Genomic DNA, 26,025 nt, shown 5'->3' with positions numbered 1-26,025 from the left:
ATGCCATTGCTCCCAAAACGCGTCAATGTTCCGGAAATTCCCCGAAGACCCGGTCGGGAGACGGATTTTTTCCAGCAGCATCCATGAGCCGCCCGCCCCCCTCAGCGCTCCTCGCTCTGCTCCGCGCTCAGCCGGACGATCACGTCCACCCGCGCGATGCGCGTGCCCGGCGGGGCCGGCGGCAGATGCTGCACCACCACGTCGTCGCCGGGGATGTCCTCCAGCCGGCCCGTCCCTTCCAGGAAGAAATGGTGATGGTCGCTGGTGTTGGTGTCGAAATAGGATTTGCCCGCCTCCACCACCACCTCGCGCAGCAGGCCGGCGGCGGTGAACTGGTTCAGCGTGTTGTAGACCGTGGCCAGCGACACCCGCAGGTCCGCCCCCATCGCCTCGGTGTGGAGTTGCTCGGCGGTGACGTGGCGGTGCTCCCCTTCGAACAGCAGGCGGGCCAGCCCCAGACGCTGGCGCGTCGGGCGGAAGCCTGCCGTCTGCAGGCGGTCGAGGGCGCGCTTGAAGGGTCGGGTGCCGGTCATCGTCGTCTGTTCGCCGTGGTTCAGGTCACAAAGTCGGAACGCGAAACGGACCGCGGCGATCTGCCGCAGCCCGCTCACTTTAGAACGATTTCAGGTCAGGGGGCAAGTGCCCCCCGCAAAGCCGCGAACCGCCGGCGTCAGTAGCCGGTGGCGATCCGCTCGACCAGCTGCTTCACGGTCGGGATGAACCCGTCCTTGTAGTAAGGGTCCGACGCGAAGCGGAAGGCGTTGTGACCGGCGAACATGAGCTGGTTTTCGCAGTCGTCGGTGTGGCTGACCGCCTGCAGGGTCTTCTGGATGCAGTAGGAGCGCGGATCGGCGCGCTTGCCGTTCGTGCCTTCCTCGTTCTGCGCCCAGTTGGAGAAGTTGCAGGCCGACAGGCAGCCCATGCAGTCCACCTGATCGCGGTGGATGCGCTCCGCCTGCTCCGGCGTGACGAAGATGACCGTGCTGTCCGGCGTCTTCAGGCCGCTGGTGAAGCCCTGGGACAGCCAGCCCTCGGCGCGGGCCTTGTCCGTCTCGGTCACATAGACCGGGCGGCCGCGCGGGCCCAGCGGCAGCTCGGCGGAATGCTCGCCCACCGGTTTGGGCAGATAGGCCACCTGACGCTCCGAGCGGGCCATCAGGTCCATCAGGAACGGGTTCTTGACGGCGGAGGAGTAGAAGCCCGTCGGCGAGAAGCGGTTCAGGAAGACGTCGCCTTCCTTCAGTGTCAGCAGACGGTGCTTCCAGGCGTTGGAAATCGGGCTTTCCTGGGTCAGCAGCGGGCGCGTGCCGAACTGGAAGGCCACCGGGCCAAGGTCGGGGTTGTCGATCCAGTCTTCCCAGTCCGACAGCCACCAGACGCCACCAGCCATGACGATGGGGGTGTCGTTCAGGCCGAAGCTGTTCATCATCTGGCGCAGCGCCAGGACGCGGGGGAACGGGTCCTCCGGCTTCAGCGGGTCCTCGGAGTTGGACAGGCCGTTGTGGCCGCCGGCCAGCCACGGGTCCTCGTAGACCACGCCGCCCAGGTTCTCGCGGAACTTGTGATAGGCGCGCAGCCACAGGGCGCGGAAGGCGCGGGCCGAGGAGACGATGGGGTAGTAGTGCACGCCGTAGTGAACAGCGATCTCCGCCACGCGGTAGGGCATGCCGGCGCCGCAGGTGACGCCGTGGATCAGACCCTGGGAGCCTTCCAGCACGCCGTGCAGGATGTGCTCGGCGCCGCCCATCTCCCAGAGGACGTTCATGTGGATGCGGCCTTGGCCGTTCGACGCCTCGTGCGCGATGCGCGCCTGCGCGATGCCGCCCTGGATGCCGAACTTGATCAGCTCGTCGTGACGCTCGCGGCGGGTTTTGCCGTGATAGACCTGCGGCAGGAGATTCCCGTTCTCGTCGTAGCTGTCGGCGTTCACGCCCGAGAATGTTCCGATACCCCCGGCCGCCGCCCAGGCGCCCGAGCTTTCCCCGTTGGAGACGGCAATTCCCTTGCCACCCTCGACGAGCGGCAGAACCTCCCGGCCAGACATCAGCAACGGCTTAAGCGCCTTCAACGAAACCTCCAAGACCATGAGAGCGCCCGCGTGCGGGCACCCGGACAGCGCGACCCGAAAGACGACGAAAAACGCCGCCGGGAGTCGTGCCCCCGACGGCCCATGCCGCCATGAGCGATCTATATATGAGGAAATTTCCGTGCGGACGAGCGGATTCGCGGTGTTAGAAAAAAATCTGTCACGGCGACATGTCCCCAAACGTCAACCGGTGGTCCCTGGGAGAACCGCCTCACGGGGTCGTCGCGGCGGCCAGTTCCGCCGCCAGCCGGCCCGGTGCGTCGGTGAAGACACCGGCCACGCCCCAGCCGAACAGCGTCCGCGCCCGCGCCGCGTCGTTGACGGTGTAGGCCAGCACCGGACGCCCGGTGGCGCGGTAGGCGGCGACGCTCTCCGCCGTCTGGGGATCCTGATGGACGTTCAGCGTGGCCGCGCCGATGCGGTCGGCGATGGCCGCCCAGTCGGCGGGCGGGTCCCACAACAGGTAGCCGCGCGGAATCTCCGGCGCACGGTCGCGCGCCACCTCCAGGCAGGGCACCTCGAAGCTGGACACCAGCAGGGGCAGTCCGGCGGGCCACAGCCGCGTCAGCAGATCCAGCGCAACGTCTGCCGTCACCACCTCCTGGCCGGGATAGGGTTTGATCTCCAGATTCAGGCCCAGGCCCAACTTGCGGATCACGCCCAGCGCCTCTTCCAGGGTCGGCACCGTTTCGCCGGCGAAACGGGTGTCGAACCAGGAACCGGCGTCCAGCGCCTTCAGCTCCGCCAGGGTCAGGGCCGGCACCGGCCCGGCGCCGTTGGTGGTGCGCTCCAGCGTGTCGTCGTGGATCAGCACCGGCACGCGGTCGCGGGTGAGCATCACGTCCACCTCGACCCAGGCGGCACCCTGGCGGGCGGCCTCGCGCAGGCTGGCGAGGGTGTTTTCCGGCGCGCTTTCCTTGGCGCCGCGGTGGCCGATCAGGCGGGGAAGAGTCGACAGCATGGGTCCTGCGGGAGTAAGAGCGGGCCTCTCATATTAGGCGCAAAGCGGCGGATCGGGAACGAGCGATGAAGGCAGCCCACAGCGTGACCGATCTGGTGGCCGCCGGGCTGATGACGCCCGCGGCGGGCGAGGCCGTGGCCGCCGTGGCCGACCGCTACGCCATCGCCCTGACCCCGTACCTGCTGGAGACGCTGGCGGATGCCGCGCCCGGCGATCCCCTGTACGCGCAGTACGTCCCCTCTCCCAAGGAAGCGTACACCGCGCCGGAGGAGCGCGAGGACCCCATCGGCGATGTGGTGCGCAGCCCGGTGAAGGGCATCGTCCACCGCTACCCCGACCGGGTCCTGCTGAAGCCGCTGCACGCCTGCGCGGTCTATTGCCGTTTCTGCTTCCGGCGGGAAATGGTCGGTCCGGGCGGCGAGGCCCTGTCGCCCGAGGAGCTGGACGCCGCCCTGGCGTACGTGCGTGCGCATCCCGAGGTGTGGGAGGTGGTGGTGACCGGCGGCGATCCGCTGCTGCTGTCGCCGCGGCGCCTGTCGCACATCGTCCGCAGCCTGTCGGACATTCCCCATGTCGGGGTGGTCCGGCTGCACACCCGCATCCCCGTCGCCGACCCGGCGCGCGTCACCGCGGAGCTGGTCGAGGCGCTGAAGGCGCCGGAGCTGGCGACCTGGATGGCTGTCCACATCAACCACGCCGACGAATTGACGGAGCCGGCGCGCGGCGCCATCGCCCGGCTGGCCGACGCCGGCATTCCCCTGCTGGGCCAGACGGTGCTGCTGAAAGGCATCAACGACGACGCGGCGGCGCTGGAGGCGCTGTTCCGGGGATTGGTGCGCAACCGGATCAAGCCCTATTACCTGCACCATCCCGACCTTGCCGCCGGCACCAGCCATTTCCGCCCGACCCTGGCCGAGGGGCAGGCGCTGGTGAAGGGGCTGCGCGGGCGCGTCTCCGGCCTCTGCCAGCCGACCTATGTGCTGGACATCCCCGGCGGGCACGGCAAGGCCCCCGCCGCGCCGGGCTGGGTGCGGCCCGACGGGGAAGGCGGTTATGTGGCGGAGGACTTCACCGGGGCGACGCACCGCTACCGCGGCTGATCAGCGCGTCCCCAGCCCCGGCCCCAGCCCGAACAGCGGGTCCGGGTTCAGGACGACGCCATGGACGGCGACGATGGAGGCGAAGCCGGTCCACAGCACCAGCGGCAGCCAACTCGCCGCGATGGCGCGGTCGTCCGGCCAGACCAGCAGAACGCAGGTCGAGGCGATGATGAAGTAGGCGATGGTCCAGGCCGCCGCCAGGATCGGGCTGCCCATCGTGAAATAGGCGAAGCCGAAGCTGGCGTAGAGCAGCCACAGCGCCCCCTGCATGCCGATCAGCGCCGGGCGCCAGCGGATCGTCCAGGGCGCGTTCAGCAGCCGCACGCAGCCCCAGAGCTGGATCAGGCTGATGCTGAACCAGACGACGGGAAAGGCCCAACCCGCCGGCTGCAGCGGCGAGGGCTGATAGCCGGGAAACGGCTCCCCGCCCCGGTCGAATACGCCATAGGTGTTGGTGAGCAGCCAAAAGACCAGAGCCTGCCACCAATACACGCGGAAGGGCAGCGGGCCGGTGTCGGTTGCGGGTTCCGTCGGGACGAAGGAGCGGTGGTTCATGCCTTAGGAAATGGCACGGCTCCGCTTGCGGTCAAGCGCGTGTTTGGCTCATCCGGCGGAGCGCCGGAACAGCCGCGCCCCCTCGCTGGTTTTCCTCTGGCAATGCGTCGGGGGAGGATCGGGCGATGCGGTGGCAGGACGGTCGCGAGAGCGAGAATGTCGAGGACCGGCGCGGCGCGCCCGGAAGCGGCGGGTTCCGCACCGGCGGGATCGGCATTCCCATCGGGCGCGGCGGGATCGGCATCGGCGGGCTGGCGGTGATCGTCGTGGTCTCGCTCCTGCTCGGCATCAACCCGCTGGATCTTCTGCAGGGCACGGCGCCGCAGGATCAGGCCCGTTACGAGCAATCCGACGCTCCGCGCGGCGGTGGCCCGGACAACAGGGACGACGAGCTGAAGCGCTTCGTCTCGGTCGTGCTCGCCGACACGGAGGACACCTGGGCCGCGCAGTTCCAGCAGTTGGGCCGCACCTACCAGGACCCGGCGCTGGTCCTGTTCTCCGGCACGGTGGATTCGGGCTGCGGCTTCGCCCAAGCGGCGATGGGTCCCTTCTACTGCCCGCAGGACCGCAAGGTGTACATCGACCTCAGCTTCTACCGCGACCTGCGCGACCGCTTCCGCGCGCCGGGCGACTTCGCCCAGGCCTATGTGATCGCCCACGAGGTCGGCCACCATGTGCAGAACCTGCTGGGCATCTCCGACCGGGTGCAGCAGGCCCAGCGGCAAACCGGGTCCCAGGCCGAGGCCAACGGGCTGTCGGTGCGTCTGGAGCTTCAGGCCGACTGCTTCGCCGGCCTGTGGGCCAACCACGCCAACCGCGAGCGCCAGATCATCGAGCCCGGCGACGTCGAGGAGGCGCTGACGGCGGCCAGCGCCATCGGCGACGACCGTCTGCAGCGCCAGTCCCGCGGCACGGTGACGCCGGACAGCTTCACCCACGGCAGCTCCACCCAACGGGTGCAATGGTTCCGCACCGGTCTGGAGCGTGGCGAGCTGAACGCCTGCGACACGTTCCGGGCGGATCGGCTGTAGGGGGCCAGACAAAGAAAAAGGCGCCTTTCGGCGCCTTGCCCCCCGACCCTCCCCCGCTGTCGCAGGGAAGGGAGGAAGAAAAAACCTGATCGTCAGGCGGCGGGGCCGTCCTTCTTGGTCAGGTCTTCGCCGGTGGCCTGATCGACCTGCTTCATCGACAGCTTCACCTTGCCGCGGTCGTCGAAGCCGATGACCTTCACCTTCACCGAGTCACCCTGCGACACCACGTCCGACACCTTGCCGACGCGCTGCTGCGCCAGCTCGGAAATGTGGACGAGGCCGTCGCGGGAGCCCAGGAAGTTCACGAAGGCGCCGAAATCGACGACCTTCACGACCTTGCCGGTGTAGACCACGTTCATTTCCGGCTCGGCGACGATGCCCTTGATCCAGTCGATGGCGGCCTGGGCGGCCTTGGTGTCCACCGCGGCGACCTTGACCGTGCCGTCGTCCTCGATGTCGATCTTGGCGCCGGTCTGCTCCACGATCTCGCGGATCACCTTGCCGCCGGAGCCGATCACGTCGCGGATCTTCTCCTTCGGGATGTTGATCACGGTGATGCGCGGGGCGTTCTCGTTCACCGCCTCGCGGGCGCCGGTCAGGGCCTTGGACATCTCGCCCAGGATGTGCAGGCGGCCGTCCTTGGCCTGGCCCAGGGCGATCTTCATGATCTCCTCGGTGATCGAGGTGATCTTGATGTCCATCTGCAGCGCGGTGATGCCCGCGTCGGTGCCGGCCACCTTGAAGTCCATGTCGCCCAGGTGATCCTCGTCACCCAGGATGTCCGACAGGACCGCGAAGCCGTCGTCTTCCTTGATCAGGCCCATGGCGATGCCGGCCACCGGGCGCGCCAGCGGAGCGCCGGCGTCCATCAGCGACAGCGAGGTGCCGCAGACCGTCGCCATCGACGACGAGCCGTTGGACTCGGTCACTTCCGACACCACGCGCAGCGTGTAGGGGAAGTCTTCCTTCTTCGGCAGCAGCGGGTGGATGGCGCGCCACGCCAGCTTGCCGTGGCCGATCTCGCGGCGGCCCGGCGAGCCCATGCGGCCGGCCTCGCCCACCGAGTACGGAGGGAAGTTGTAGTGGAGCATGAAGTGCTCCCGGTACTCGCCCTGCAGCGCGTCGATGATCTGCTCGTCCTGGCTGGTGCCCAGCGTGGTGACGACCAGCGCCTGCGTCTCGCCGCGGGTGAACAGCGCCGAACCGTGGGCGCGCGGCAGCACGCCGACCTCCGACACGATCGGGCGGACCGTCTTGGTGTCGCGGCCGTCGATGCGGCGGCCGGTCTTCAGGACGGCGCCGCGCAGGATGTCGGCCTCCAGCTCCTTGAACTCGGTCACGATGGCCTGGGTCTCATGGGCCTCGGCCAGAGCCTCCAGCGCCTTCGCCTTGGCGGCGCCGATCTTCTCGTAGCGGACCTGCTTCACCGTCTCGGTGTAGGCGGCCTCCACGTCGGCGCCGACGGTCGCGCGCAGCTTCGCCTTCAGGGCGGCGCGGTCGTAGGCCGGCTCCGGCAGGTCCCACGGCTCCTTGGCGCACTCTTCGGCCAGATCGATGATGGCGTCGATGACCGGCTGGAAGCCGCTGTGGCCGAACATCACGGCGCCCAGCATGACCTCCTCGGACAGCTCCTTGGCTTCCGATTCGACCATCAGCACGCCGTCCTGGGTACCGGCGACCACGAGGTCGAGCGCGGAACCGTCCACGGCGTCCATGGTCGGGTTCAGGACATACTGGCCGTCGACGTAGCCGACGCGGGCCGCGCCGATCGGACCGAGGAACGGAATGCCGGAGATCGTCAGCGCAGCCGAGGTGCCGACCATCGCGACGATGTCCGGATCGTTCTCCAGATCGTGGCTCAGCACAGTGCAGATGACCTGCGTCTCGTTGCGGAAGCCATCGGCGAACAGCGGACGGATGGGACGGTCGATCAGGCGGCTGACCAGCGTCTCCTTCTCCGTCGGGCGGCCTTCACGCTTGAAGAAGCCGCCGGGAATCTTGCCGGCTGCGAAGGACTTTTCCTGGTAATTGACCGTCAGCGGAAAGAAATCGACGCCCGGCTTCGGCGACTTGGCGCCGACGACCGTGCAGAGGACCGTGGTCTCACCATAGGTGACCAGCACCGCGCCGTCGGCCTGACGGGCGATCTTGCCCGTCTCGAACGTCAGCTTGCGTCCACCCCATTCGATTTCTTTGCGGAAAACTTTGAACATGGATTCTTCCTTCCATCCGACACCTAGGCCCGCCGGATTGCTGGCCTAAGCCGGGGTCATCGGTCGTCGGACCCCGCATGTGAAAACCCAACAAAGGGCAAAACCCGAAAAGGGCTAAAAAAATCAAACGGCCGGTCCCGGAAGGTCCGGGCCGGCCGTCTGACTAGAACATACCTTCGCGAACAACCGAACGTCCCGACCGGCGCGACGCTCCTCGGTGCACCGGAACGCGGTGCGGCGGGTCGAGCGCTGATCGGGACGGATGTTCGGTCACCAGCACGGACGCCTTTTGGAAATCAGCGACGCAGGCCCAGACGCTCGATGAGCGTGGCGTAGCGGCTGTTGTCCTTCTTCTTGAGATAGTCGAGAAGACGGCGGCGCTGGCCGACCATCACCAGCAGACCACGACGGGAGTGGAAGTCCTTCTTGTGGCCCTGCAGATGCTCGGTCAGATTCCGGATGCGCTCGGACAGGATCGCGACCTGGACCTCGGGCGAACCGGTGTCGTTGGTGCCGCGCGAATAGTCCTTAATGAGTTCCTGCTTGCGATCGGGCGTGATCGACATCGGGGTCTCCATCGTTCATAGGTTGAGAACGCGCACCGGACGGACCTCCGCCCCCTCCACACGCGCCAGCGCCACCGGCTTGCCGCCGAAAAGCGCAATGACGGTGCCATCCCCACCAACATCGCCGCGCAGCGCCGTGAGGCGTTCGCGGTCCTGCCGGGTGAGGAGTGCCACCGTCTGGCCGTGCTTCAGTCGGTGCGCTTCCGCGTCCGTCAGGGCCAGCGCCGGGATGTCGTCCAGCGCGGTCTCGATCGGAAGCAGAAGTCTTTCGACCGCGGCACCTTGCTCCATCGCGGTCAGATCGTCCAGGGAAATCGCCCCGTCCAGCGTGAAGGACCCGACGCGCAGACGTCGCAAATCGCGGATGTGCCCCACCGTCCCCAACCGTTCGGCGAGGTCGCGGGCGATGGAACGGACATAGGTGCCCTTGCCGCAATCCACCTCCAGCACCGCGTGGTCGGCGTCCGGAATCTCGATCAGCTCCAGCCGGTCGATGCGCACGGTGCGCGGGGCGATGTCCACCACCTCGCCCTCGCGCGCCATGTCGTAGGCGCGCTCGCCGTTGATCTTCAGAGCGCAGTATTGCGGCGGGATCTGCTCGACGAAACCCAGAAAGCCGGGCAGAGCGGCGCGGATCGCCTCGGCGTCGGGACGCACCGCGGAGGTCTCCACCGCCGTGCCCTCGCGGTCGTCGGTGGTGGTGCGGGTGCCCCAGGCCACGGTGAAGCGGTAGGTCTTCTCGCCGTCCATGGCGTAGGAGACGGTCTTGGTCGCCTCGCCCAGCGCGATGGGCAGGATGCCCGTGGCGATGGGATCCAGCGTGCCGCCGTGCCCGGCCTTCTCCGCGTTCAGATGGCGCCGCACCTTGGACAGCGCCTGCGTCGAGGTCATCCCCGCCGGCTTGTCCAGCACGACCCAGCCGTGGATCGGCTCACCCTTGCGCTTACGAGCCACGGCGCCCCTCGCCCTCGCCGCCGTTGCCCTCATCCCCGTCGTCTTCGTCCTCGTCGTCATCCTCGTCGTCGATGTCGTCATCGCCGTCGAGGTCGTCCGTCTCGGTCTCGTCCTCCTCGTCCCAGCCGTCGTCCTCGTCGTCATGGTCGTCGTCGCCGTTCACGCGGTCGGCGAGCGTGCGGTAGCCGACGTCGCGGGCGACCGCCGGGCTGTGCAGGATATCGTCGATGCGACCGGCGTAGTCGAAGGAGGTGTCGGCCTCGAAGCTCAGCGTCGGGGCGTGGCGCAGGTTGATGGCGCGGGCGACCTGGCCGCGCAGGAAAGGGGCGGCGCGGCGCAGGGCCGACAGCGTCTCGTCCATCGGGCCGCCACCCAGCGGCGTGACGAAGGCGGTGGCGTTGCGCAGGTCCGGGCTGATCCGCACCTCGGTCACCGTGACGTTCAGTTCCGCCAGTTCGGGGTCGTGGAAGTCGCCGCGCCGGAACAGGTCCGCCAGGGCATGGCGGATTTCCTCGCCGATGCGGAGCTGGCGCTGGGACGGCGGCTTTCCGGCCAGATCGTGTTTCTTTCTCATGCTGTCGATCCCGAATGCGGTGCGGGAGGGGTCTGTCCCTCCGCGAAAACGCGACAAGGGCGCACGGGCGCCCTTGTCATCTGCAATGTCATCTGTGGCCGGTCCGAGAGCCGGGGTGCGGCGGCGGGCTTACAGCTCGCGCGCCACCTCCTCGATCTCGAAGGCTTCGATGATGTCGCCGGCCAGAATGTTGTCGTAATTCTCGAAGGCCATACCGCACTCGTAACCCTCGCGCACTTCCTTGACCTCGTCCTTGAAGCGCTTGAGCGTCTTGAGCGTGCCCTCGTGGATGACGACGTTGTCGCGCAGCAGGCGGCAGCCGGCGCCGCGCTTGACGGTGCCCTGCGTGACCATGCAACCGGCGACCTTGCCGACCTTGGTGATGTTGAACACCTCGCGGATTTCGGCGTAGCCGATGAAACGCTCGCGCAGGGTCGGCGACAGCATACCGGTGAGGGCCGCCTTCACGTCGTCGATCACGTTGTAGATGATCGAGTAGTAGCGGATCTCGACGCCGTCGCGCTTGGCCATGTCGCGGGCCTGCGGGTTGGCGCGGACGTTGAAGCCGAAGACCATCGCGTTGGAGGCGTTCGCCAGCGTGATGTCGGACTCGTTGATCGCACCCACCGACGCGTGCAGCACGCGAACCTTGACCTCGGTGTTCTCCGCCGTGAGCTTCTCCAGGGCGTTGGAGATCGCCTCGATGGAGCCCTGCACGTCGCCCTTGATGACGACCGGCAGTTCCTTGGCCTCGCCGGCCTGGATGCGGCTGAACATGTCCTGCAGCGAGCCGCGGGCCGACGCCGCGTTGGCGGCTTCGCGCTTCTTGCGCTGGCGGAACTCGGCGATCTCACGGGCGCGGGCTTCCGACTCGACGACGGTGAAGTCGTCGCCGGCGAGCGGCGTGCCGTTGAGACCGAGCACCTCGACCGGGCTGGCCGGGGCGGCCTGCTCGACGCTCTGGCCGCGGTCGTTGACCAGGGCGCGGACGCGGCCCCACTCCGACCCGGTGACGAACACGTCGCCGACCTTCAGCGTGCCGCGCTGGACCAGCACGGTGGCGACCGAACCGCGGCCGCGCTCCAGCTTGGCCTCGACCACGACACCTTCGGCGGTGCGCTCCGGGTTGGCCTTCAGCTCCAGGATTTCCGCCTGCAGGAGGATGGCCTCCTCCAGCTTGTCCAGGTTGCGCTTGGCCTTGGCCGACACTTCCACGGTCTGGATGTCGCCGCCCAGCTCTTCCACGACCAGCTCGTGCTGGAGCAGTTCCTGGCGGACGCGGTCCGGCTTGGCGTCGGGCAGGTCGATCTTATTGATGGCGACGATGATCGGAACCTTCGCGGCCTTGGCGTGATGGATCGCCTCGATCGTCTGCGGCATGACGCCGTCGTTCGCGGCGACGACCAGCACCACCACGTCCGTGACGTTGGCGCCGCGGGCGCGCATCTCGGTGAAGGCGGCGTGGCCCGGCGTGTCGATGAAGGTGATCTTCGCACCCGACTCCAGCTGCACCTGATAGGCGCCGATGTGCTGGGTGATGCCGCCGGCCTCGCGGCTGACCACGTCGGTCTGGCGCAGGGCGTCGAGCAGCGAGGTCTTGCCGTGGTCGACGTGGCCCATGATCGTGACGACCGGGGGACGCGGCACCAGCGCCGTTTCCGCATCGTCGTTGAGGCGCAGGCCGACCTCGACGTCCGCCTCCGACACACGGCGCACGCGGTGGCCGAACTCGGCGATGATCAGCTCCGCCGTGTCGGCGTCGATGGTCTGGTTGATGGTGGCCATCACGCCCATGCGCATGAGCTGCTTGATCACGTCCGCGCCGCGTTCCGCCATGCGGTTCGCCAGCTCCTGGACGGTGATGACCTCGGGCAGCACGACGTCGCGGGTCACTTTCTGCGTCTCCTGACGGCTCATCTGACGGAGCCGCTCGCGCTCACGGGCACGGCGGACGGCGGCCAGCGAGCGCGTGCGCTCACCACCCTCGTCGCTCAGCGCCTGCGAGACGGTCATCTTGGAGCCCTTGCGGCGGTCGGCGCCCGGAGCGGCCTTGCGGACCGGAGCCGGAGCCGGAGCCTTCTTGTTCCCGGGCTTGCCGCGGCGGTCGTCCTCTTCCTCGCCGAAGCGCGGAGCGGCCGGAGCCCCCGGACCACGGGCGGCCGGAGCCTCCGTGGTGGCCGCGGTGCGCGCACCAGCGCCACCGGCGGCGGGACGGGCGCCCGCGCCCTGCGGGCGGGCCTGCTCGGTGTCCTTGCGCTTGGCCTCGTCGGCCTCCTTGCGCTTGGCTTCCTCTTCCTGGCGGCGGCGCTCGGCCTCCTGGGCCTTGGCGCGCTCCGCCTCCTCGATGCCGCGCAGCTCGGCCAGCTCGCGCTGGCGCAGAGTCTCGGCGTCGAGAATCTCCGGCTCCTCCTCGACCACCTGGGCCGGCTGGGACGCCGCCTCCTCGGCGGCGCGGGCGGCGGCCTCGGCGGCCAGGACGGCGGCCTCGGCCTCCTCCTCGGCGCGGCGGCGGTTGTCTTCAGCCGCCCCCTGCAGGGCGCGGATGCGCGCCTCGCGTTCCTGGTTGGTCAGTTGACGGACGGCACCGCCGCCACCGCCGCGCTGGCGCTGGCCCGGCCCACCCCGGACGGGGATGCCCTGGGCGGCCTGACGCGCGGCGGCGCCACCGTCGGCCACGCCCGGCAGGGCGCCCTTCTCCACGGCCCGCTTACGCTTGACCTCCACGGTCACGGGCTTCGACCGGCCATGGGAGAAGCTCTGCCGGACCTGGGTCTCGACCGGCTTCTTCAGCTCCAGCTTCCCTTTGCCGGAGCCGGAGAGGTGCAAGACTTTCTTTTGGTCCTGGTCGTTGCTGTCGGTCATCGGTTCCCGAATGGTCAGACGTTGCTTACGTGGCCGGCCGGCGCAGAGCCGGCGACAAAGCCTTTGATACCCTTGAGACGCGCGGAGTCGCGTGCCAATCCCTTGGCCAGCTTCCCGCGCGCCACCACCGCGTGCACGGCGTTTTCCCGTCCCAGGGCCGCGGCCATCGCCGCGGCGTCGAACAGGTCCACGACCGGCATATCCGGCGCCAGCGCTGTGATCTTGCCCCGCTGGTCGGGCGAACCGTCGCTGGCCTCGACCAGCAGATAGGGCGGTCCGGCGCGTCCGACCTGGTTGGTCTTCAGCGCCTCGCGCACCTTTTCGTATCCGGCCAGAGCCTGCCCGGCCCGGCGCGCCAGCCCGAAGGCATCCAGGCACCGCCGCTCCAGCAGCTTCTCCAGCCGTTCCACCAGATCGGGCGGGACGCGCACCGCGCGCCGCGCCGCCTTGGCGAACATGTTCTTGGCAATGGCCTTCGTGAAGGCCGCCTTGTCCCCCGACAGCCAGAGGCCGCGGCCCGGAAGCCGTTCCTCCAGATCGGGCACGATCTCGCCGTCGGGTGATACCACGAAACGGATCATGCCGTCCTTCGACTGCACGGTGCCGGTGGCGATGCAGCGGCGCAGCGGACCCTTTTCTAGGTCCGCCGGCAGCAGCGCCTCCCCTTCGGCCGCAAGGCCGTCCGGTTCACCGTCCGCCGGAGTCTGTTCGTTCCTGTCGCTCAGCCCAACCATCCGTACCGTTTGTGCGTCCTAAGTCCCGGCTCAGCTCTGCGCCGCCTGGTCGTCCGCCGAGGGTTGCGCCGCGGTGGGCGCGCCTTCCTCGCCGTCGAACCAGTGGGCACGGGCGGCCATGATGATCTCGTTGGCCTCGTCTTCCGTCGGGGCCTCCTTGCCGAGAATGTCGCGCAGTTCGTCCGCGGCGAGGTCGGCGAGGTCGTCCATCGTCTTCACGCCGTTCTCACCCAGCTTCACCAGCAGGGTCGGGCTGAAGCCGGTGACTTCCGCCACCGCGTCCTCGACGCCGAGCGCCTGGCGCTTCTCGGTCATGCGGACGTCCTGCTCGTCGAGGAAGTTGAGGGCGCGCTGCTTCAGCTCCTCCGCCACATCCTCGTCGAAGCCTTCGATCTCGGCCAGTTCCTCGGTCTCGACGTAGGCGATCTCCTCCACGGAGGTGAAGCCTTCGGCGACCAGGAGATGGGCGATCACATCGTCCACGTCCAGCGCTTCCATGAAGAGCTGCGAGCGGGTGCGGAATTCGTCCGAGCGGCGCTCCGACTCCTCCTGCTCGGTCAGGATGTCGATGTCCCAGCCGGTGAGCTGGGTGGCGAGGCGCACGTTCTGGCCGCGGCGGCCGATGGCCAGCGACAGCTGGTCGTCGGGCACCACCACCTCGATGCGGCTGTTGTCCTCGTCCATCACGACCTTGGCGACCTCGGCCGGGGCCAGGGCGTTGACGATGAAGGTCGCCGGCTCCTGGTTCCACTGGATGATGTCGATCTTCTCGCCCTGCAGCTCGCCGACGACCGCCTGGACGCGGCTGCCGCGCATGCCAACGCAGGCGCCGACCGGGTCGATGGAGCTGTCGTTGCTGATCACCGCGATCTTGGCGCGCGAGCCCGGGTCGCGGGCGACCGCCTTGATCTCGATGATGCCGTCGTAGATCTCCGGCACTTCCTGGGCGAACAGCTTCGCCATGAACATCGGATGGGTGCGCGACAGGAAGATCTGCGGGCCGCGCGCTTCCTCGCGCACGTCGAAGATGTAGGCGCGCACACGGTCGCCGTTCTTGAAGTGCTCGCGCGGCAGCAGCTCGTCGCGGCGCAGGATCGCTTCGGCGCGGCCCAGGTCGACGGTGACGTTGCCGTATTCGACGCGCTTGACCAGACCGTTGACGATCTCGCCGGTGCGGTCCTTGTATTCGTTGAACTGGCGCTTGCGCTCCGCGTCGCGGACCTTCTGGACGATGACCTGCTTGGCCGTCTGGGCGGCGATGCGGCCGAAGTCGATGGGCGGCAGCGGATCGACCAGGAAGTCGCCGACCTGGGCGCCGGGCTTGCGGCGCTGGGCGTAGGCGAGGGTCACCTGGGTCGCCTCGTTCTCCACCGCCTCGACCACCTCCAGGTGGCGGGTCAGGTGGATGTCGCCCGTCTTGCGGTCGATGCGGGCGCGGATGTCGTGCTCGTGGCCGTACTTGGAGCGCCCGGCCTTCTGAATCGCCTGCTCCATCGCCTCCAGGACCTCGTCCCGGTCGATGTTCTTTTCGCGGGCAACCGCGTCAGCGACTTGCAGCAGTTCCATCCGTCACACTTCCTGGACTGGCGTTTGTTCTTCGAGTGAAGCCCGGAGCGGCCGTCAACCCTGGCCCTGGCTGGCGCGGATCAGTTCATCCGTCAAGACCAGCTTGGCGCGCAGGATGTTGTCGAACTCCAGCCGGGCGGCTCCCTGTTCCGATTCGATGCACACGAGGCCGTCGTCGACGCCCTTCAGCATGCCCTTGAAGCGCTTGCGGCCATCGACGGCGAGCCGGGTCTCCAGCTTGGCCTCGAAACCGGCGAAACGCTCAAAATCCTTCAGACGGGTCAGCGGCCGGTCGATGCCGGGCGAACTGACCTCCAGCGTGTAGGCGCTCTTGATCGGATCTTCAACGTCGAGCACCGCGGAGATCGCGCGGCTGATGTCGGCGCAGTCTTCGACCGTCATGGGCGCGCCGTCGGCGCGTTCCGCCATGACCTGCAGAACCATGCGCTGCCCACCGGTCAACTGCACACGCACGAGTTCGTAGCCCATGGCCTCGACCGACGGCGTGATGATCTGCTCGATACGACCGGTTGCTTCCATTCCACCTGACCCGCCCCCGCGGTCTCCCCTGGCACAGCGCCCTGGGACCAACACGGGGATTCCATACGCTGATAAAAAAATAAGTGGGCCAAGGCCCACCCGCAAAGCGTCCCGCCGGCCCGGTTTCCCGAGCCGCCGATCCGTATGGGTTCATGCGGTGAATATAGACATTCCGGAGCAGGCCGCAAGCGCTTTTCCGCAAGGTCCTATGCCCGGCGCTTGGTGAGCGGGTCCGACCCGGGTAAAGTCAAGCCCTCGGCGGCCGTCGCACCGCGCGGAAAACGCCTCCAGGAGGGAGTTCACCGTGATCCTCGAAACGGCCCTGCTGACCGTCAGACCCGGCCAGGGCCCGGCCTTCGAACGGGCGATGACCGAGGCTCAGCCCCTCATCGCCGCAACTCCGGGCTTCCTCGGGCTGGAGCTGCGGCCCTGCCTGGAGGCGCCGGACCGCTACCTTCTGCTCGTCCGCTGGGAGCGGCTGGAGGACCACACCGAAGGTTTCCGCGGGTCCGGCCGCTACGCCCGCTGGAAGTCCCTGCTCCACCACTTCTACGACCCGTTCCCGGTGGTGGAGCATTATGGAGAGTCGGTGGTGTCTACCCCCGCGCCTTGCGGATGAAGCGCATGAAGACCGGCTTTCGCCCGGCCTCGATGGCCTTCTCCTCGTAGCGGGTGGGCGGCCAGTCCGCGATGCGGTGGCGCCAGTCGGACGGGCCGCGGGCGGTCCATTCGAAATCGGGGTGCCGGACCGTGTGCTCCAGCATCCAGCGCACCAGCCCCATATCGTCGCTGGCCAGACGCAGCTCCGCCCCATCCTTCAGCACGCGCGCGAGACGCGGCAGGTTGTCCGGACCGATGAAGCGGCGTTCCCAGTGGCGCTTCTTCGGCCAGGGATCGGCGAACAGCACGAAGGCGCGCCCGATGGAGGCGTCCGGCAGGGCGTCGAGCAGCGGGCGGGCGTCGTCCGGAAGGACACGGACGTTGTCCTGAACCTTCTCGTCATCGACCAGCTTGAGCAGGCCAGCCACGCCGTTGATGAAGGGTTCGGCGCCGATCACCCCGACGTCGCGGTTGTTCGCCGCCTGCCACGCCATGTGGTGTCCGCTGCCGAAGCCGACCTCCAGCCAGACGTCGCGCATGGGTTTGGCAAACAGGGCGTGGGGGTCGATCCGGTCGCCCGGCTGCGGCACCGGGATTTCCAGCGACGGCAGGAGTCCGTCGAGCAGTTCGGTCTTGCGCTTGCGGAGCGGACGCCCCTTGCGCCGCCCGTAGAGCCTCTTGGACGAGTCCAGGAAGGAGTCGGTCATTGTGACAGCAGGGTCCCAAAACGAACGCAGGGGCCGTGTGGCCCCTGCATCCCGGACGAACGGGTCCGGTCTTGGAAGAAGCCGCTTCTTAGAAGAAAGCGGTGCGCAGGTCGTTGACGAGGTCGGTCTTCTCCCAGGAGAAGCCGCCGTCAGCCTCCGCCTCGCGGCCGAAATGGCCGTAGGCGGCGGTGCGCGCGTAAACCGGACGGTTCAGGCCCAGATGCGTGCGGATGCCGCGCGGGCTGAGGTCCACCAGCTTCTGCAGCACCTCCGACAGCTTGTCCTCGTCCACCGTGCCGGTGCCGTGGGTGTCGACATAGACCGACAGCGGCTTGGACACGCCGATGGCGTAGGAGAGCTGGATCGTGCAACGCTCGGCCAGGCCGGCGGCGACCACGTTCTTGGCGAGGTAACGCGCGGCGTAGGCGGCGGAACGGTCGACCTTGGTCGGGTCCTTGCCGGAGAAGGCGCCGCCGCCGTGCGGGGCGGCACCGCCGTAGGTGTCCACGATGATCTTGCGACCGGTCAGGCCGGCGTCGCCGTCCGGGCCGCCGATGACGAAGCGGCCGGTCGGGTTGACGTAGAAGCTCGCCTCGTCGCACATCCAGCCCGCCGGCAGGCAGTTGATGACGTGCGGACGGACGATCTCGCGCACCTCCTCCTGGGTCAGGCCGTCGGCGTGCTGGGTGGAGACGACCACCGCGGTGGCGCGCACCGGCTTGCCGTTCTCGTACTGCAGCGTCACCTGGCTCTTGGCGTCGGGGCCGAGCTGCGGGGCGGCGCCGGAGTGGCGGGCCTCGGCCAGCGACTTCAGGATGGCGTGGCTGTAGTAGATCGGCGCCGGCATCAGGGCCGGGGTCTCGTTGCAGGCGTAGCCGAACATGATGCCCTGGTCGCCGGCCCCCTCGTCCTTCTCACCGGCGGCGTCGACACCGACCGCGATGTCGGCGGACTGCGAATGGACGAAGCACTTGACGTCCATCTTCTCCCAATGGAAGCCGTCCTGCTCGTATCCGATGTCCTTCACCGCGGCGCGGGCCACCTGGACCAGCATGTCGGGGGTGATGCTTTCCGGCCCGCGCACCTCACCGGCCAGAACGATCTGGTTGGTGGTCGCCAGCGTCTCCACCGCCACGCGGGCGTAGGGATCGTGCGACAGGTACAGATCGACGATCGCGTCGGAGATGCGGTCACACACCTTGTCCGGATGGCCTTCGGACACGGACTCGCTGGTGAACACGTAGTTGAGCTTGGCCACGACGAACCTCGGCAATGGACGGGGGCTATTTTACAGAATTATAAGGGGAGACCAGCGCAGCACCCACGGAAAGCCAGTCATTTGTCGTATGTGACAAGGTTTGCGTTCCAGGTCAAGCGATCTCCCCGTGGTTGGGCAAGGGCAACAGAAATTCGCCTAAAAAAAACATCGGGGAACGGGCCGGAGGGCCACGTTCCCCAATCATCCTGCCGTCCGGATTGCTTCCGGTTGCTCGGCTCGGGTCTCTCAACCTTTATTCGGCGGCTTCGACCATGCCGGAATTGGCAACGGCCTTGGTCAGCTCGAACAGGCGCTTGCGCACCGACGGGTCGTTGATGCGGTAGTAGGCGCGCACCAGCTCCAGCGTCTCGCGCTTGGCCATCGGGTCCGGCTCGTAGCCGCCCGAACGCTCCTCGAAACCGGCGGCGGCGCCGTCCTCGTCGTCGACCGGAGCCGCGGCGGCTTCCGCCGGCATGTCGTCGAAGAAGAAGGACACCGGCACGTCCAGGACGCGGCTGAGGTCGAACAGACGCGACGCGCCGATGCGGTTGGCGCCGCGCTCGTACTTCTGCACCTGCTGGAAGGTCAGGCCGATGGCCTCACCCAGCTTTTCCTGGCTCATGCCCAGAAGGGTCCGGCGCAACCGGACGCGGGAGCCGACGTGAACGTCGATCGGGTTCGGCTTTCCCGTCTTGGGACGGCCGGCAGTGGCCCGGCGGCCCCGCGCTGGCGTTGCTTGCATTGCTCTAATTCCCTGAAACAGTTGTGCAACCTTGATACGACATATCCATGTATGCAGTCAAGGGCGCCCGAGCGCTCCCGATGCGCGTGATTGAAAAAAGAGTCTCGGATGCGCTAACTGCGATGTCGTGCGCGCAGGCCCACCGCGAAACAGGTCAAAAGAAGCAACCCAAACGCGCCATCGCCCACCCGTCCGTAGAGAGTGGGGGCGGGCAGCGCTTCCGGCAAGGCCGCATCGACCACACCCCTGTAACCAAGAGGAAGCATGGCTGTGACGCGGCCGTGGGAGTCCACCACGCCGGAGATGCCGGTGTTGGCGACACGGACCAGCGGCATCCCCTCCTCCACCGCGCGGGTCCGGGCGATGGCGAAATGCTGGTGCGGGCCGGCGGTGTTGCCGTACCAGGCGTCGTTGGTCAGGTTGAGCATCCAGCGCGGCCGTGCCGCGCCGTCCTGCGCGGCGGGCAGCACGGCGCCGGGGAAGATCACCTCGTAGCAGATCAGCGGGCTGACCGGCGGCAGGCCCTTGAGATCGAGCGACACCGGCCCCGGTCCGGCGGAGAACTCCGCCCCGTTGCCGGCGATGGCTCCGACCGGCAGCCAGCGGCGCAGCGGCATGTATTCGCCGAAGGGCACGAGGTGGAACTTGTCGAAGCGCCCCGTCACGGCGCCGCTGCCGTCCACCGCCGCCAAGCTGTTGTAATAGAGCGGCTCGCCCTCCGGCCCGGCCTCCATGCGCGGCACCCCGGTGACGAGCAGCCCGCCGGGCGGGGTGACCGACCCGAGAGCCTGACGCAGGCGGGCGTCCTGGTCGAGGAACAGGGGCACCGCGGTCTCCGCCCAGATCACATGGGTGATGGGTTCGGTGGAAGGTGCGGCGGAGAGTTCCATCTGCTGCTGGACGTTGCGCACCCGCTCGCCCGCCGCCCATTTCAGCCGCTGGTCGATGGCCGGCTGGACGAGCCGAAGCCGCACGCCGGGCACCGCCGCGTCCGACGCCCCGGCCAGCCGCAGACCGCCCCAGGCGCCCAGCGCGGCGAACAGCGCCAGCCCGATGGCCAGCGCCCCCCAGGCGCGACGGCGCGGCACCGCCGCGTCGGCCAGCACCGCCGGCAGCGACGCCACCAGCACGGTCAGCAGGCTGAGGCCATAGATGCCGATCAGCGAGACGCCCTGAAGGACCGGCAGGACGCCCGTCCAGCCATAGCCGACGAGGTTCCACGGGAAGCCGGTGAAGACATGGCCGCGCAGCCATTCGAACAGCGCCCAGGAGGCGGCGAACAGGAACACCCGGCCCAGCCCTTGGCCCAGCCCCCTTCCTTTCAGCGTCCAGACCAGCAGCGTGGCGAAGCCGGTGAACATCGCCAGCAGGATCGGCAGCCCCGCCGCGGACAGCGGCAGCGCCCACCAGAAGCGTTCGATGTCGGTGAACAGCGCCGCGCTGATCCAGTAGAGGCCGAGCAGGTGATGGCCGAAGCCGAAGAACCAGCCCACCGCGAAGGCCTGCCGCTTGGTCCGCGCCCCGTCGAGCAGCCAGAGCAGCCCCGGAAAGGCGATCAGCAGCACCGGCACCGCGTCGGCCGGCGGCAAGGCCAGCGTCGCCAGCCCGCCGAACCCCGCCGTTGCCAGCAGCCGGCGCCAACCGGTCAGCCCGGCCAGACCCGCGGACAGGCGGCCCAGCCGGGCCGGGGTGGTCGTCATGTCGGTGGCGGTCAAGGGAAGGACACTCCGGATGCGGGTGGGCCGGTAACGGCTGTCGAGACAAGCGCCGGTCTGGAAACCGATTCACCACGAAGGCACGGCGACACGAAGAGCGTCACGAAGAGGCCCCCCGCTCCGCCCGTGATTTCAGGGATGCGGTAGAGCCTCTTTGTGCCGTCTTTGTGTCCTTCGTGCCTTCGCGGTGAAAATCCCTGCCGGGCTTACCCGACCTCGGCCAGGGCGGAGTTCTCGGCGGGGGCGGTGCGGACGCGCAGCCGCTTGATGCGGCGGGGGTCGGCCTCGACGATCTCGAACTCCAGTCCGGAGGGATGGGTCAGCATTTCCCCGCGACCGGGCACGCGTCCGGCCAGCGAAACGACGAGACCGCCGAGCGTGTCGACCTCCTCGCGCTCCTCCTCGGTCAGGAAGGCGCCGACGCGGTCCTCGAAATCCTCGATGGAGACGCGGGCATCGGCGAGGATCGTGCCGTCGGGGCGCTCCACGAAATGGGGAGTCGCCTCCTCGTCGTGCTCGTCCTCGATCTCGCCGACGATCTCCTCGACGAGATCCTCGATGGTGACGAGGCCGTCGATGCCGCCGAACTCGTCGACCACCAGCGCCATGTGCTGGCGCTTCTGGCGCATCTGCACCAGCAGGTCGACCACCGGCATGCTGGGCGCGACGATGCTGAGATCGCGCACGATGTCCTTGAGTTCGACTGGCGTCCGGCTGGCCATGGCCACGAGCACGTCCTTGATGTGGACCATGCCGACGACGTCGTCGAGCGTTTCACGGAACACCGGCAGGCGGGAATGGGCTTCCTCCGCCATGCGCTGGACCAGGGCTGGGAACGGCGTGTCCACATCGACCGCCACGATGTCCGCGCGGGGCACCATCACGTCGTCGACGGTGCGATCGCGCAGCTTCAGGATGTTGGCGAGCAGGGCACGTTCGCCCGCCCCCAGCGATCCCTCGCCGCTGTCCTGATCCTCGATCAGGTCTTCGATCGTGGCGCGCAGGGTGGCGTCGTCGCGCCCCCCCAAAACGGTCCTCATCCACCCGCGAAACAGGTGGCCCAAGGATTGCTGATCTTCGGCCCCGTCTTCACGGGGCGTTCGACTGTCGGAAATCTCGCTCATCGGTCCGGCGGTTGTTCGTCCAAATTCGGCTCTCCGGGCGGAGAGCGCGTGGCAGCGTACGGATCGGCGATTCCGAGGGTCGCGAGCACGTCGGTTTCGAGCTGCTCCATCTCCTCGGCCTCGTCATCCGTCTCGTGATCATACCCGAGCAAATGAAGAACGCCATGCACCACAAGGTGGGTCATATGGTCCGAAGGTGTTTTACCCTGCTCGGCGGCTTCACGGGCGACGGTCTCCCAGGCCAGGATCACGTCGCCCAGCATGACCGGCGCGTCCTCGCCCAGTTCGGGCTCCTCCGCTTCGGTCAGGGCGAAGGACAGCACGTTGGTCGGCTTGTCCTTGCCGCGGTATTCTCGGTTCAGGCGGTGCACCAGCGCGTCGTCGGCCAGCACGACGGACAGTTCCGCCGGCCCCTCATCCTCGTCGTAGGTGACCGACAGGGCGGCGAGCGCCGCGCGTTCGCACAGCCATTCGGCGTTGTCCGCCCAATCGCCCGCTTCACGTGAAACGACGACGTCGACGGCCATCACGGTGTTCCCTCCCCGTCCGGGGCGGGCTTGCGCCGGCCGTCGGCGCGGGTGGCCCGGGCACGATCCTCCCCAGCGCGGTCGTTCTCGGCGCGGGCGCCCTCGACACGGTCATAGGCGCGGATGATGCGCGCGACCAGCGGGTGGCGCACCACGTCGGCGGCGGTGAAATGAACGAAGCGGATGCCCTCCACCCCCTCCAGGATGTCCAGCGCCTCGCGCAGGCCGGACTTGGCGCCGGCCGGCAGGTCGGTCTGGGAGATGTCGCCGGTGACCGCCATGCGGCCCCCCTCGCCCAGGCGGGTGAGGAACATCTTCATCTGCATGGGCGTGGTGTTCTGCGCCTCGTCCAGGATGACGAAGGCGTTGGCGAGCGTGCGGCCGCGCATGAAGGCGAGCGGCGCGATCTCGATCTCGCCGGACTCCAGCCGCTTCTTCACCTGCTCCGCCGGCAGCATGTCGTGCAGCGCGTCGTAGAGCGGGCGCAGATAGGGGTCCACCTTCTCCTTGAGGTCGCCGGGCAGGAAGCCCAGCCGCTCCCCCGCCTCGACGGCGGGACGCGACAGGATGATGCGGTCCACCTGGCCGGTGGTCAGCAGCGCCACCGCCTGCGCGACGGCGAGGTAGGTCTTGCCGGTGCCGGCCGGGCCGAGCCCGAAGACCATCTCGCTTTCCGCCAGCGCCTGGAGATAGGCCGCCTGCATGGGGGAACGCGGGGTGATGGCGCCCTTGCGGCGGGTGCGCACCGCGACCTCGCCCCGGCTGAGCGTCGCCAGATTCTGGTCGCGCACCGCACCGCCCACGCCGGTCGCCATGCGGACGGCGGCATCCACCTCGCCGGTGCCGACGGTCATGCCGCGCTTGAGGCGCTCATAGAGGGCGTCGATGGCCGAACGGGCGGCTTCCGACGATTCCGCCGGACCGGCGATGGTCAGCGTGTTGCCGCGGGAGATCAGGGAGACGCCGAGCTGGTTCTCGATGCGGGCGAGGTGGCGGTCATGCTCCCCGTACAGCATCGGCAGCAGCCGGTTGTCGTCGAAGTTCAGATCAATGCGTTGATCGGGACGTTGATCGGAGCGCGGGTCAGGGCGCTGATCGGGCAAGCCGTTCAAACGGTCGCCTCCACGGGTTGCGTGCCGGTGGCGGAGCTGCGGTATTCACCGGTCGCCACGCTGCCGGCAAGGCTGTTCGGATGGGCGGCGTCGACGCGCACCTCGACGATGCGGCCGAGCAGCCGCTCGCTGGCGTCGGCGTGCACCGACTGCAGATAGGGGCTCTTGCCCAGGAGCTGGCCGGCGCGCTTGCCGACGCGGTCGAACAGGACCGGCACGGTGCGCCCGACGAAGCTCTGGTTGAAGGCCTGCTGCTGCGCGTTCAGCAATTGCTGGAGCGCGGCGAGACGGGCGTCCTTGACGTCCTCCGGCAGCTGGCCATGCTCCAGCGCCGCCGGGGTGCCGGGACGCGCGCTGTACTTGAACGAATAGGCCTGGGCATAGCCGACGTCGGTGACGAGGCGCAGGGTCGCCGCGAAGTCGGCGTCGCTCTCGCCGGGGAAGCCGACGATGAAGTCGCCCGACAGCGCCAGGTCCGGCTTGGCGGCGCGCAGCCGGTCGACGATGCGGCGGTAGTCGTCCGCCGTGTGCTTGCGGTTCATCGCCGCCAGCACGCGGTCCGACCCGGCCTGCACCGGAAGATGCAGGTAGGGCATGAGCTGCGGCACCTCGGCGTGGGCGCGGATGAGGTCGTCCTCCATGTCGCGCGGGTGCGAGGTGGTGTAGCGGATGCGCTCCAGCCCGTCGATGTCCGCCAGTTCGCGGACCAGCCGCCCGAGGCCCCAGCTGGTGCCGTCCGGCCCCTCCCCATGCCAGGCGTTGACGTTCTGGCCGAGCAGGTTGATCTCGCGCGTGCCGCCGGCGACGAGGCGCCGGGCCTCCGCCACGATCTGGGCGCCGGGCCGCGAGAACTCGGCGCCGCGGGTGTAGGGCACCACGCAGAAGGTGCAGAACTTGTCGCAACCCTCCTGCACCGCCAGGAAGGCGGAAACGCCCTGGCTGGCGCTCTCGTCCGGCAGGAAGTCGAACTTGGACTCCACGGGGAAGTCGGTGTTCAGCACGCTGCCCGCCTTGCGGCTGGCCTTGGCCACCATTTCCGGCAGGGTGTGATAGGTCTGCGGCCCGAACACCATGTCCACGAAGGGGGCGCGGGCGACGATCTCCTCGCCCTCGGCCTGGGCGACGCAGCCGGCCACGGCGAGGATCATCCGGCCATCGCCGACCTCGGCCTTGACGTCCTTGAGCTGGCGCAGGCGGCCCAGTTCCGAGAACACCTTCTCGGAGGCCTTTTCGCGGATGTGGCAGGTGTTGAGGATCACCATGTCGGCGCCGTCCGGCTCGTCCACCGGCCGGTATCCCAGGGGTGCCAGGACATCCGCCATGCGGGCGGAGTCATAGACATTCATCTGGCAACCCCAGGTCTTGATGAAGAGCTTCTTACTCAACGATCCCTTCCACAGCGCTGAACGATCCGGACCAAACGTGAATTCGGCCAAATGTGTCTTGGCCAGCCGCGATCGCGACCAATGCAAAAACGCGCGCCTGGACGGCACCGGCCAAGCGGCGCAATCCGGCGCGCGACCCGCCGCGTCGCGGCATCGCACCTTGCCGATATGGTAGCACGACTGCGGGAAAACGAGTCAATCGTGCCCGCAGGCCGATCATTCATTTCGCGGCCCATTTCGCAGCCCATTTCGCGGTGTGGAACGTTTCCGTCACGCTGCGGCGGGGGGCGGCGGCTTTCCGGACACCGCGCGCTCCACGCCCCGCGCCACGGCGCGCTGGCAATGATCGGCCAGGGCCTTGCGGCTGGAGAAGCCGTCGATGGTCACCGGGGGATGGAACTCCACCTCCACCGTCATGCGGCCCAGCGTGAAGACCGTCCACAGATGGGGGGCGAGATCCATGTCGCCATACCACGCGTAACAGGGACGGAAGGCGATCCCCATCGGGATGCCGTCCAGCCGCGTCGGCGCGATGCTGACCGGCTGCACGGTCAGCGGCCGGTCCCCGATGCGCCGGGCGGCCACCGCGAACAGCGCCGTCTTGAAGGGGAGCGTGCGGTTGCCGTCGCTGGAGGTGCCCTCGGGGAACAGGATCAGGCTGTCGCCGGCGTCCAGGCGGGCGCCCAATTCGTCCCGCTGCTTCTCCACCCCGGAGCGGGCCTTGCGCTCCACGAAGACGGTCTGCTGCAGCTTCGCCAGCGCCCCGAAGAAGGGCCAGCCGGCGACCTCGCTCTTCGCCACGAAGGAGCCTGGAATGACCGACCCCAGCACCGTGATGTCGAGGTAGGAGGAATGGTTGGAAACGAACAGCACCGGCCCGTCCATGGCGCGCTCGCCGCGCACCACGACGCCGATGCCCAGGATGGCGGCGCAGACCCGGTGGTAGAACCGCGGTATCCGGAAGCGCAGCGGCGAGCGCACAGCGACGGCCAGCGCCTGCACCGGGACCAGCAGGAGCGTCCACAGCAGATAGACCGCCAGACGCAGGCCGCCGCGCACCGGCGATCCCAGGGCGCGCGCACCGGTTGCATCCACCGCCGTCATGCCACCCGT

General features: G+C 68.5%; 24 protein-coding genes. 3 read left to right on the top strand and 21 right to left on the bottom strand.

All coding sequences use genetic code 11. The features are described from left to right. Window positions 1–101 precede the first annotated feature (101 nt). The 3 genes from irrA to ABAZ39_RS14175 all read right to left on the bottom strand — a co-directional run bounded on the left by irrA (window position 102) and on the right by ABAZ39_RS14175 (window position 3,047). Entirely contained in the window at window positions 102–533 is a 432-nt protein-coding gene (gene irrA, locus ABAZ39_RS14185; RefSeq protein ID WP_038531609.1) for an iron response transcriptional regulator IrrA, read from the bottom strand. A gap of 137 nt (window positions 534–670) precedes the next feature. Then, window positions 671–2,068 (bottom strand): NAD(P)H-dependent flavin oxidoreductase, encoded by a 1,398-nt coding sequence (locus ABAZ39_RS14180; RefSeq protein ID WP_038531606.1) that lies wholly within the window; start codon window positions 2,066–2,068, stop codon window positions 671–673. A 229-nt stretch (window positions 2,069–2,297) separates the two neighbouring features. Then, window positions 2,298–3,047, bottom strand: coding sequence for a glycerophosphoryl diester phosphodiesterase (locus ABAZ39_RS14175; RefSeq protein ID WP_038530335.1), 750 nt, complete (start codon window positions 3,045–3,047; stop codon window positions 2,298–2,300). Window positions 3,048–3,112: 65 nt separating this feature from the next. Between ABAZ39_RS14175 and ABAZ39_RS14170 the strand changes: the two genes are divergently transcribed. Beyond that, the gene (locus ABAZ39_RS14170) at window positions 3,113–4,147 is read left to right on the top strand and encodes a lysine-2,3-aminomutase-like protein (protein WP_038530332.1); all 1,035 of its coding nucleotides are present in this window, start codon (window positions 3,113–3,115) and stop codon (window positions 4,145–4,147) included. Here the strand turns inward: ABAZ39_RS14170 and ABAZ39_RS14165 are convergent, their stop codons facing one another. Continuing rightward, window positions 4,148–4,702 carry a TspO/MBR family protein gene (locus tag ABAZ39_RS14165; RefSeq protein ID WP_038530330.1) on the bottom strand — a complete coding sequence of 185 codons (555 nt, stop codon included), beginning with the start codon at window positions 4,700–4,702 and terminating at the stop codon, window positions 4,148–4,150. Between the two features lie 125 nt (window positions 4,703–4,827). On the opposite strand from ABAZ39_RS14165, the gene ypfJ reads away from it, so the two are divergent. Further along, window positions 4,828–5,733, top strand: coding sequence for a KPN_02809 family neutral zinc metallopeptidase (gene ypfJ, locus ABAZ39_RS14160; RefSeq protein ID WP_038530326.1), 906 nt, complete (start codon window positions 4,828–4,830; stop codon window positions 5,731–5,733). Window positions 5,734–5,825: 92 nt separating this feature from the next. Here the strand turns inward: ypfJ and pnp are convergent, their stop codons facing one another. The 8 genes from pnp to rimP form a co-directional block, all read right to left on the bottom strand. After that, window positions 5,826–7,946 carry a polyribonucleotide nucleotidyltransferase gene (gene pnp, locus ABAZ39_RS14155; protein ID WP_038530324.1) on the bottom strand — a complete coding sequence of 707 codons (2,121 nt, stop codon included), beginning with the start codon at window positions 7,944–7,946 and terminating at the stop codon, window positions 5,826–5,828. Between the two features lie 296 nt (window positions 7,947–8,242). Then, window positions 8,243–8,512 carry a 30S ribosomal protein S15 gene (gene rpsO / locus ABAZ39_RS14150; RefSeq protein WP_035670129.1) on the bottom strand — a complete coding sequence of 90 codons (270 nt, stop codon included), beginning with the start codon at window positions 8,510–8,512 and terminating at the stop codon, window positions 8,243–8,245. A gap of 15 nt (window positions 8,513–8,527) precedes the next feature. Beyond that, entirely contained in the window at window positions 8,528–9,466 is a 939-nt protein-coding gene (gene truB / locus ABAZ39_RS14145; protein WP_038530322.1) for a tRNA pseudouridine(55) synthase TruB, read from the bottom strand. Continuing rightward, entirely contained in the window at window positions 9,456–10,040 is a 585-nt protein-coding gene (rbfA, locus tag ABAZ39_RS14140; RefSeq protein WP_038530319.1) for a 30S ribosome-binding factor RbfA, read from the bottom strand. Before rbfA ends, truB begins: the two co-directional genes overlap by 11 nt. Before the next feature lie 129 nt (window positions 10,041–10,169). Beyond that, window positions 10,170–12,902 carry a translation initiation factor IF-2 gene (infB, locus tag ABAZ39_RS14135; protein ID WP_038530317.1) on the bottom strand — a complete coding sequence of 911 codons (2,733 nt, stop codon included), beginning with the start codon at window positions 12,900–12,902 and terminating at the stop codon, window positions 10,170–10,172. 14 nt (window positions 12,903–12,916) lie between these two features. Continuing rightward, window positions 12,917–13,636, bottom strand: a complete 720-nt coding sequence (locus ABAZ39_RS14130) for an RNA-binding protein (RefSeq protein ID WP_051658036.1) — start codon at window positions 13,634–13,636, stop codon at window positions 12,917–12,919. A gap of 30 nt (window positions 13,637–13,666) precedes the next feature. After that, a complete protein-coding gene (gene nusA, locus ABAZ39_RS14125) occupies window positions 13,667–15,202 on the bottom strand; it encodes a transcription termination factor NusA (protein ID WP_014238848.1) in 1,536 nt (511 codons plus the stop codon). A gap of 54 nt (window positions 15,203–15,256) precedes the next feature. After that, entirely contained in the window at window positions 15,257–15,742 is a 486-nt protein-coding gene (rimP, locus tag ABAZ39_RS14120) for a ribosome maturation factor RimP (RefSeq protein ID WP_014238849.1), read from the bottom strand. 304 nt (window positions 15,743–16,046) lie between these two features. On the opposite strand from rimP, the gene ABAZ39_RS14115 reads away from it, so the two are divergent. Further along, complete coding sequence (locus tag ABAZ39_RS14115; protein WP_038530314.1) at window positions 16,047–16,361, top strand: antibiotic biosynthesis monooxygenase family protein; 315 nt, start codon at window positions 16,047–16,049, stop codon at window positions 16,359–16,361. Here ABAZ39_RS14115 and trmB read toward each other — a convergent pair. The 9 genes from trmB to ABAZ39_RS14070 form a co-directional block, all read right to left on the bottom strand. Further along, a complete protein-coding gene (gene trmB, locus ABAZ39_RS14110) occupies window positions 16,339–17,049 on the bottom strand; it encodes a tRNA (guanine(46)-N(7))-methyltransferase TrmB (RefSeq protein WP_038530311.1) in 711 nt (236 codons plus the stop codon). The genes ABAZ39_RS14115 and trmB overlap by 23 nt on opposite strands. An 88-nt stretch (window positions 17,050–17,137) precedes the next feature. Then, window positions 17,138–18,307, bottom strand: coding sequence for a methionine adenosyltransferase (gene metK / locus ABAZ39_RS14105; protein ID WP_038530307.1), 1,170 nt, complete (start codon window positions 18,305–18,307; stop codon window positions 17,138–17,140). Between the two features lie 253 nt (window positions 18,308–18,560). After that, on the bottom strand, window positions 18,561–19,049 hold the full coding sequence (locus ABAZ39_RS14100) for a helix-turn-helix domain-containing protein (RefSeq protein WP_038530305.1): 489 nt from the start codon (window positions 19,047–19,049) through the stop codon (window positions 18,561–18,563). A 113-nt stretch (window positions 19,050–19,162) separates the two neighbouring features. Continuing rightward, the gene (lnt, locus tag ABAZ39_RS14095; protein WP_051658035.1) at window positions 19,163–20,764 is read right to left on the bottom strand and encodes an apolipoprotein N-acyltransferase; all 1,602 of its coding nucleotides are present in this window, start codon (window positions 20,762–20,764) and stop codon (window positions 19,163–19,165) included. Window positions 20,765–20,970: 206 nt separating this feature from the next. Then, entirely contained in the window at window positions 20,971–21,888 is a 918-nt protein-coding gene (locus tag ABAZ39_RS14090; RefSeq protein WP_038530302.1) for a hemolysin family protein, read from the bottom strand. Continuing rightward, the gene (ybeY, locus tag ABAZ39_RS14085) at window positions 21,885–22,415 is read right to left on the bottom strand and encodes an rRNA maturation RNase YbeY (RefSeq protein WP_014238860.1); all 531 of its coding nucleotides are present in this window, start codon (window positions 22,413–22,415) and stop codon (window positions 21,885–21,887) included. The genes ABAZ39_RS14090 and ybeY overlap by 4 nt, the downstream gene beginning before the upstream one ends. Further along, the gene (locus ABAZ39_RS14080) at window positions 22,415–23,518 is read right to left on the bottom strand and encodes a PhoH family protein (protein WP_038531595.1); all 1,104 of its coding nucleotides are present in this window, start codon (window positions 23,516–23,518) and stop codon (window positions 22,415–22,417) included. Before ABAZ39_RS14080 ends, ybeY begins: the two co-directional genes overlap by 1 nt. Window positions 23,519–23,523: 5 nt before the next feature. Further along, window positions 23,524–24,912, bottom strand: coding sequence for a tRNA (N6-isopentenyl adenosine(37)-C2)-methylthiotransferase MiaB (gene miaB, locus ABAZ39_RS14075; RefSeq protein WP_038530299.1), 1,389 nt, complete (start codon window positions 24,910–24,912; stop codon window positions 23,524–23,526). A gap of 270 nt (window positions 24,913–25,182) precedes the next feature. After that, window positions 25,183–26,016, bottom strand: coding sequence for a lysophospholipid acyltransferase family protein (locus ABAZ39_RS14070; protein ID WP_038530296.1), 834 nt, complete (start codon window positions 26,014–26,016; stop codon window positions 25,183–25,185). Between the last annotated feature and the right edge of the window lie 9 nt (window positions 26,017–26,025).

Source organism: Azospirillum argentinense, from assembly GCF_000632475.1.
GTDB classification, from domain to species: domain Bacteria; phylum Pseudomonadota; class Alphaproteobacteria; order Azospirillales; family Azospirillaceae; genus Azospirillum; species Azospirillum baldaniorum.
This window is presented reverse-complemented; position numbering and strand designations above follow the sequence as displayed.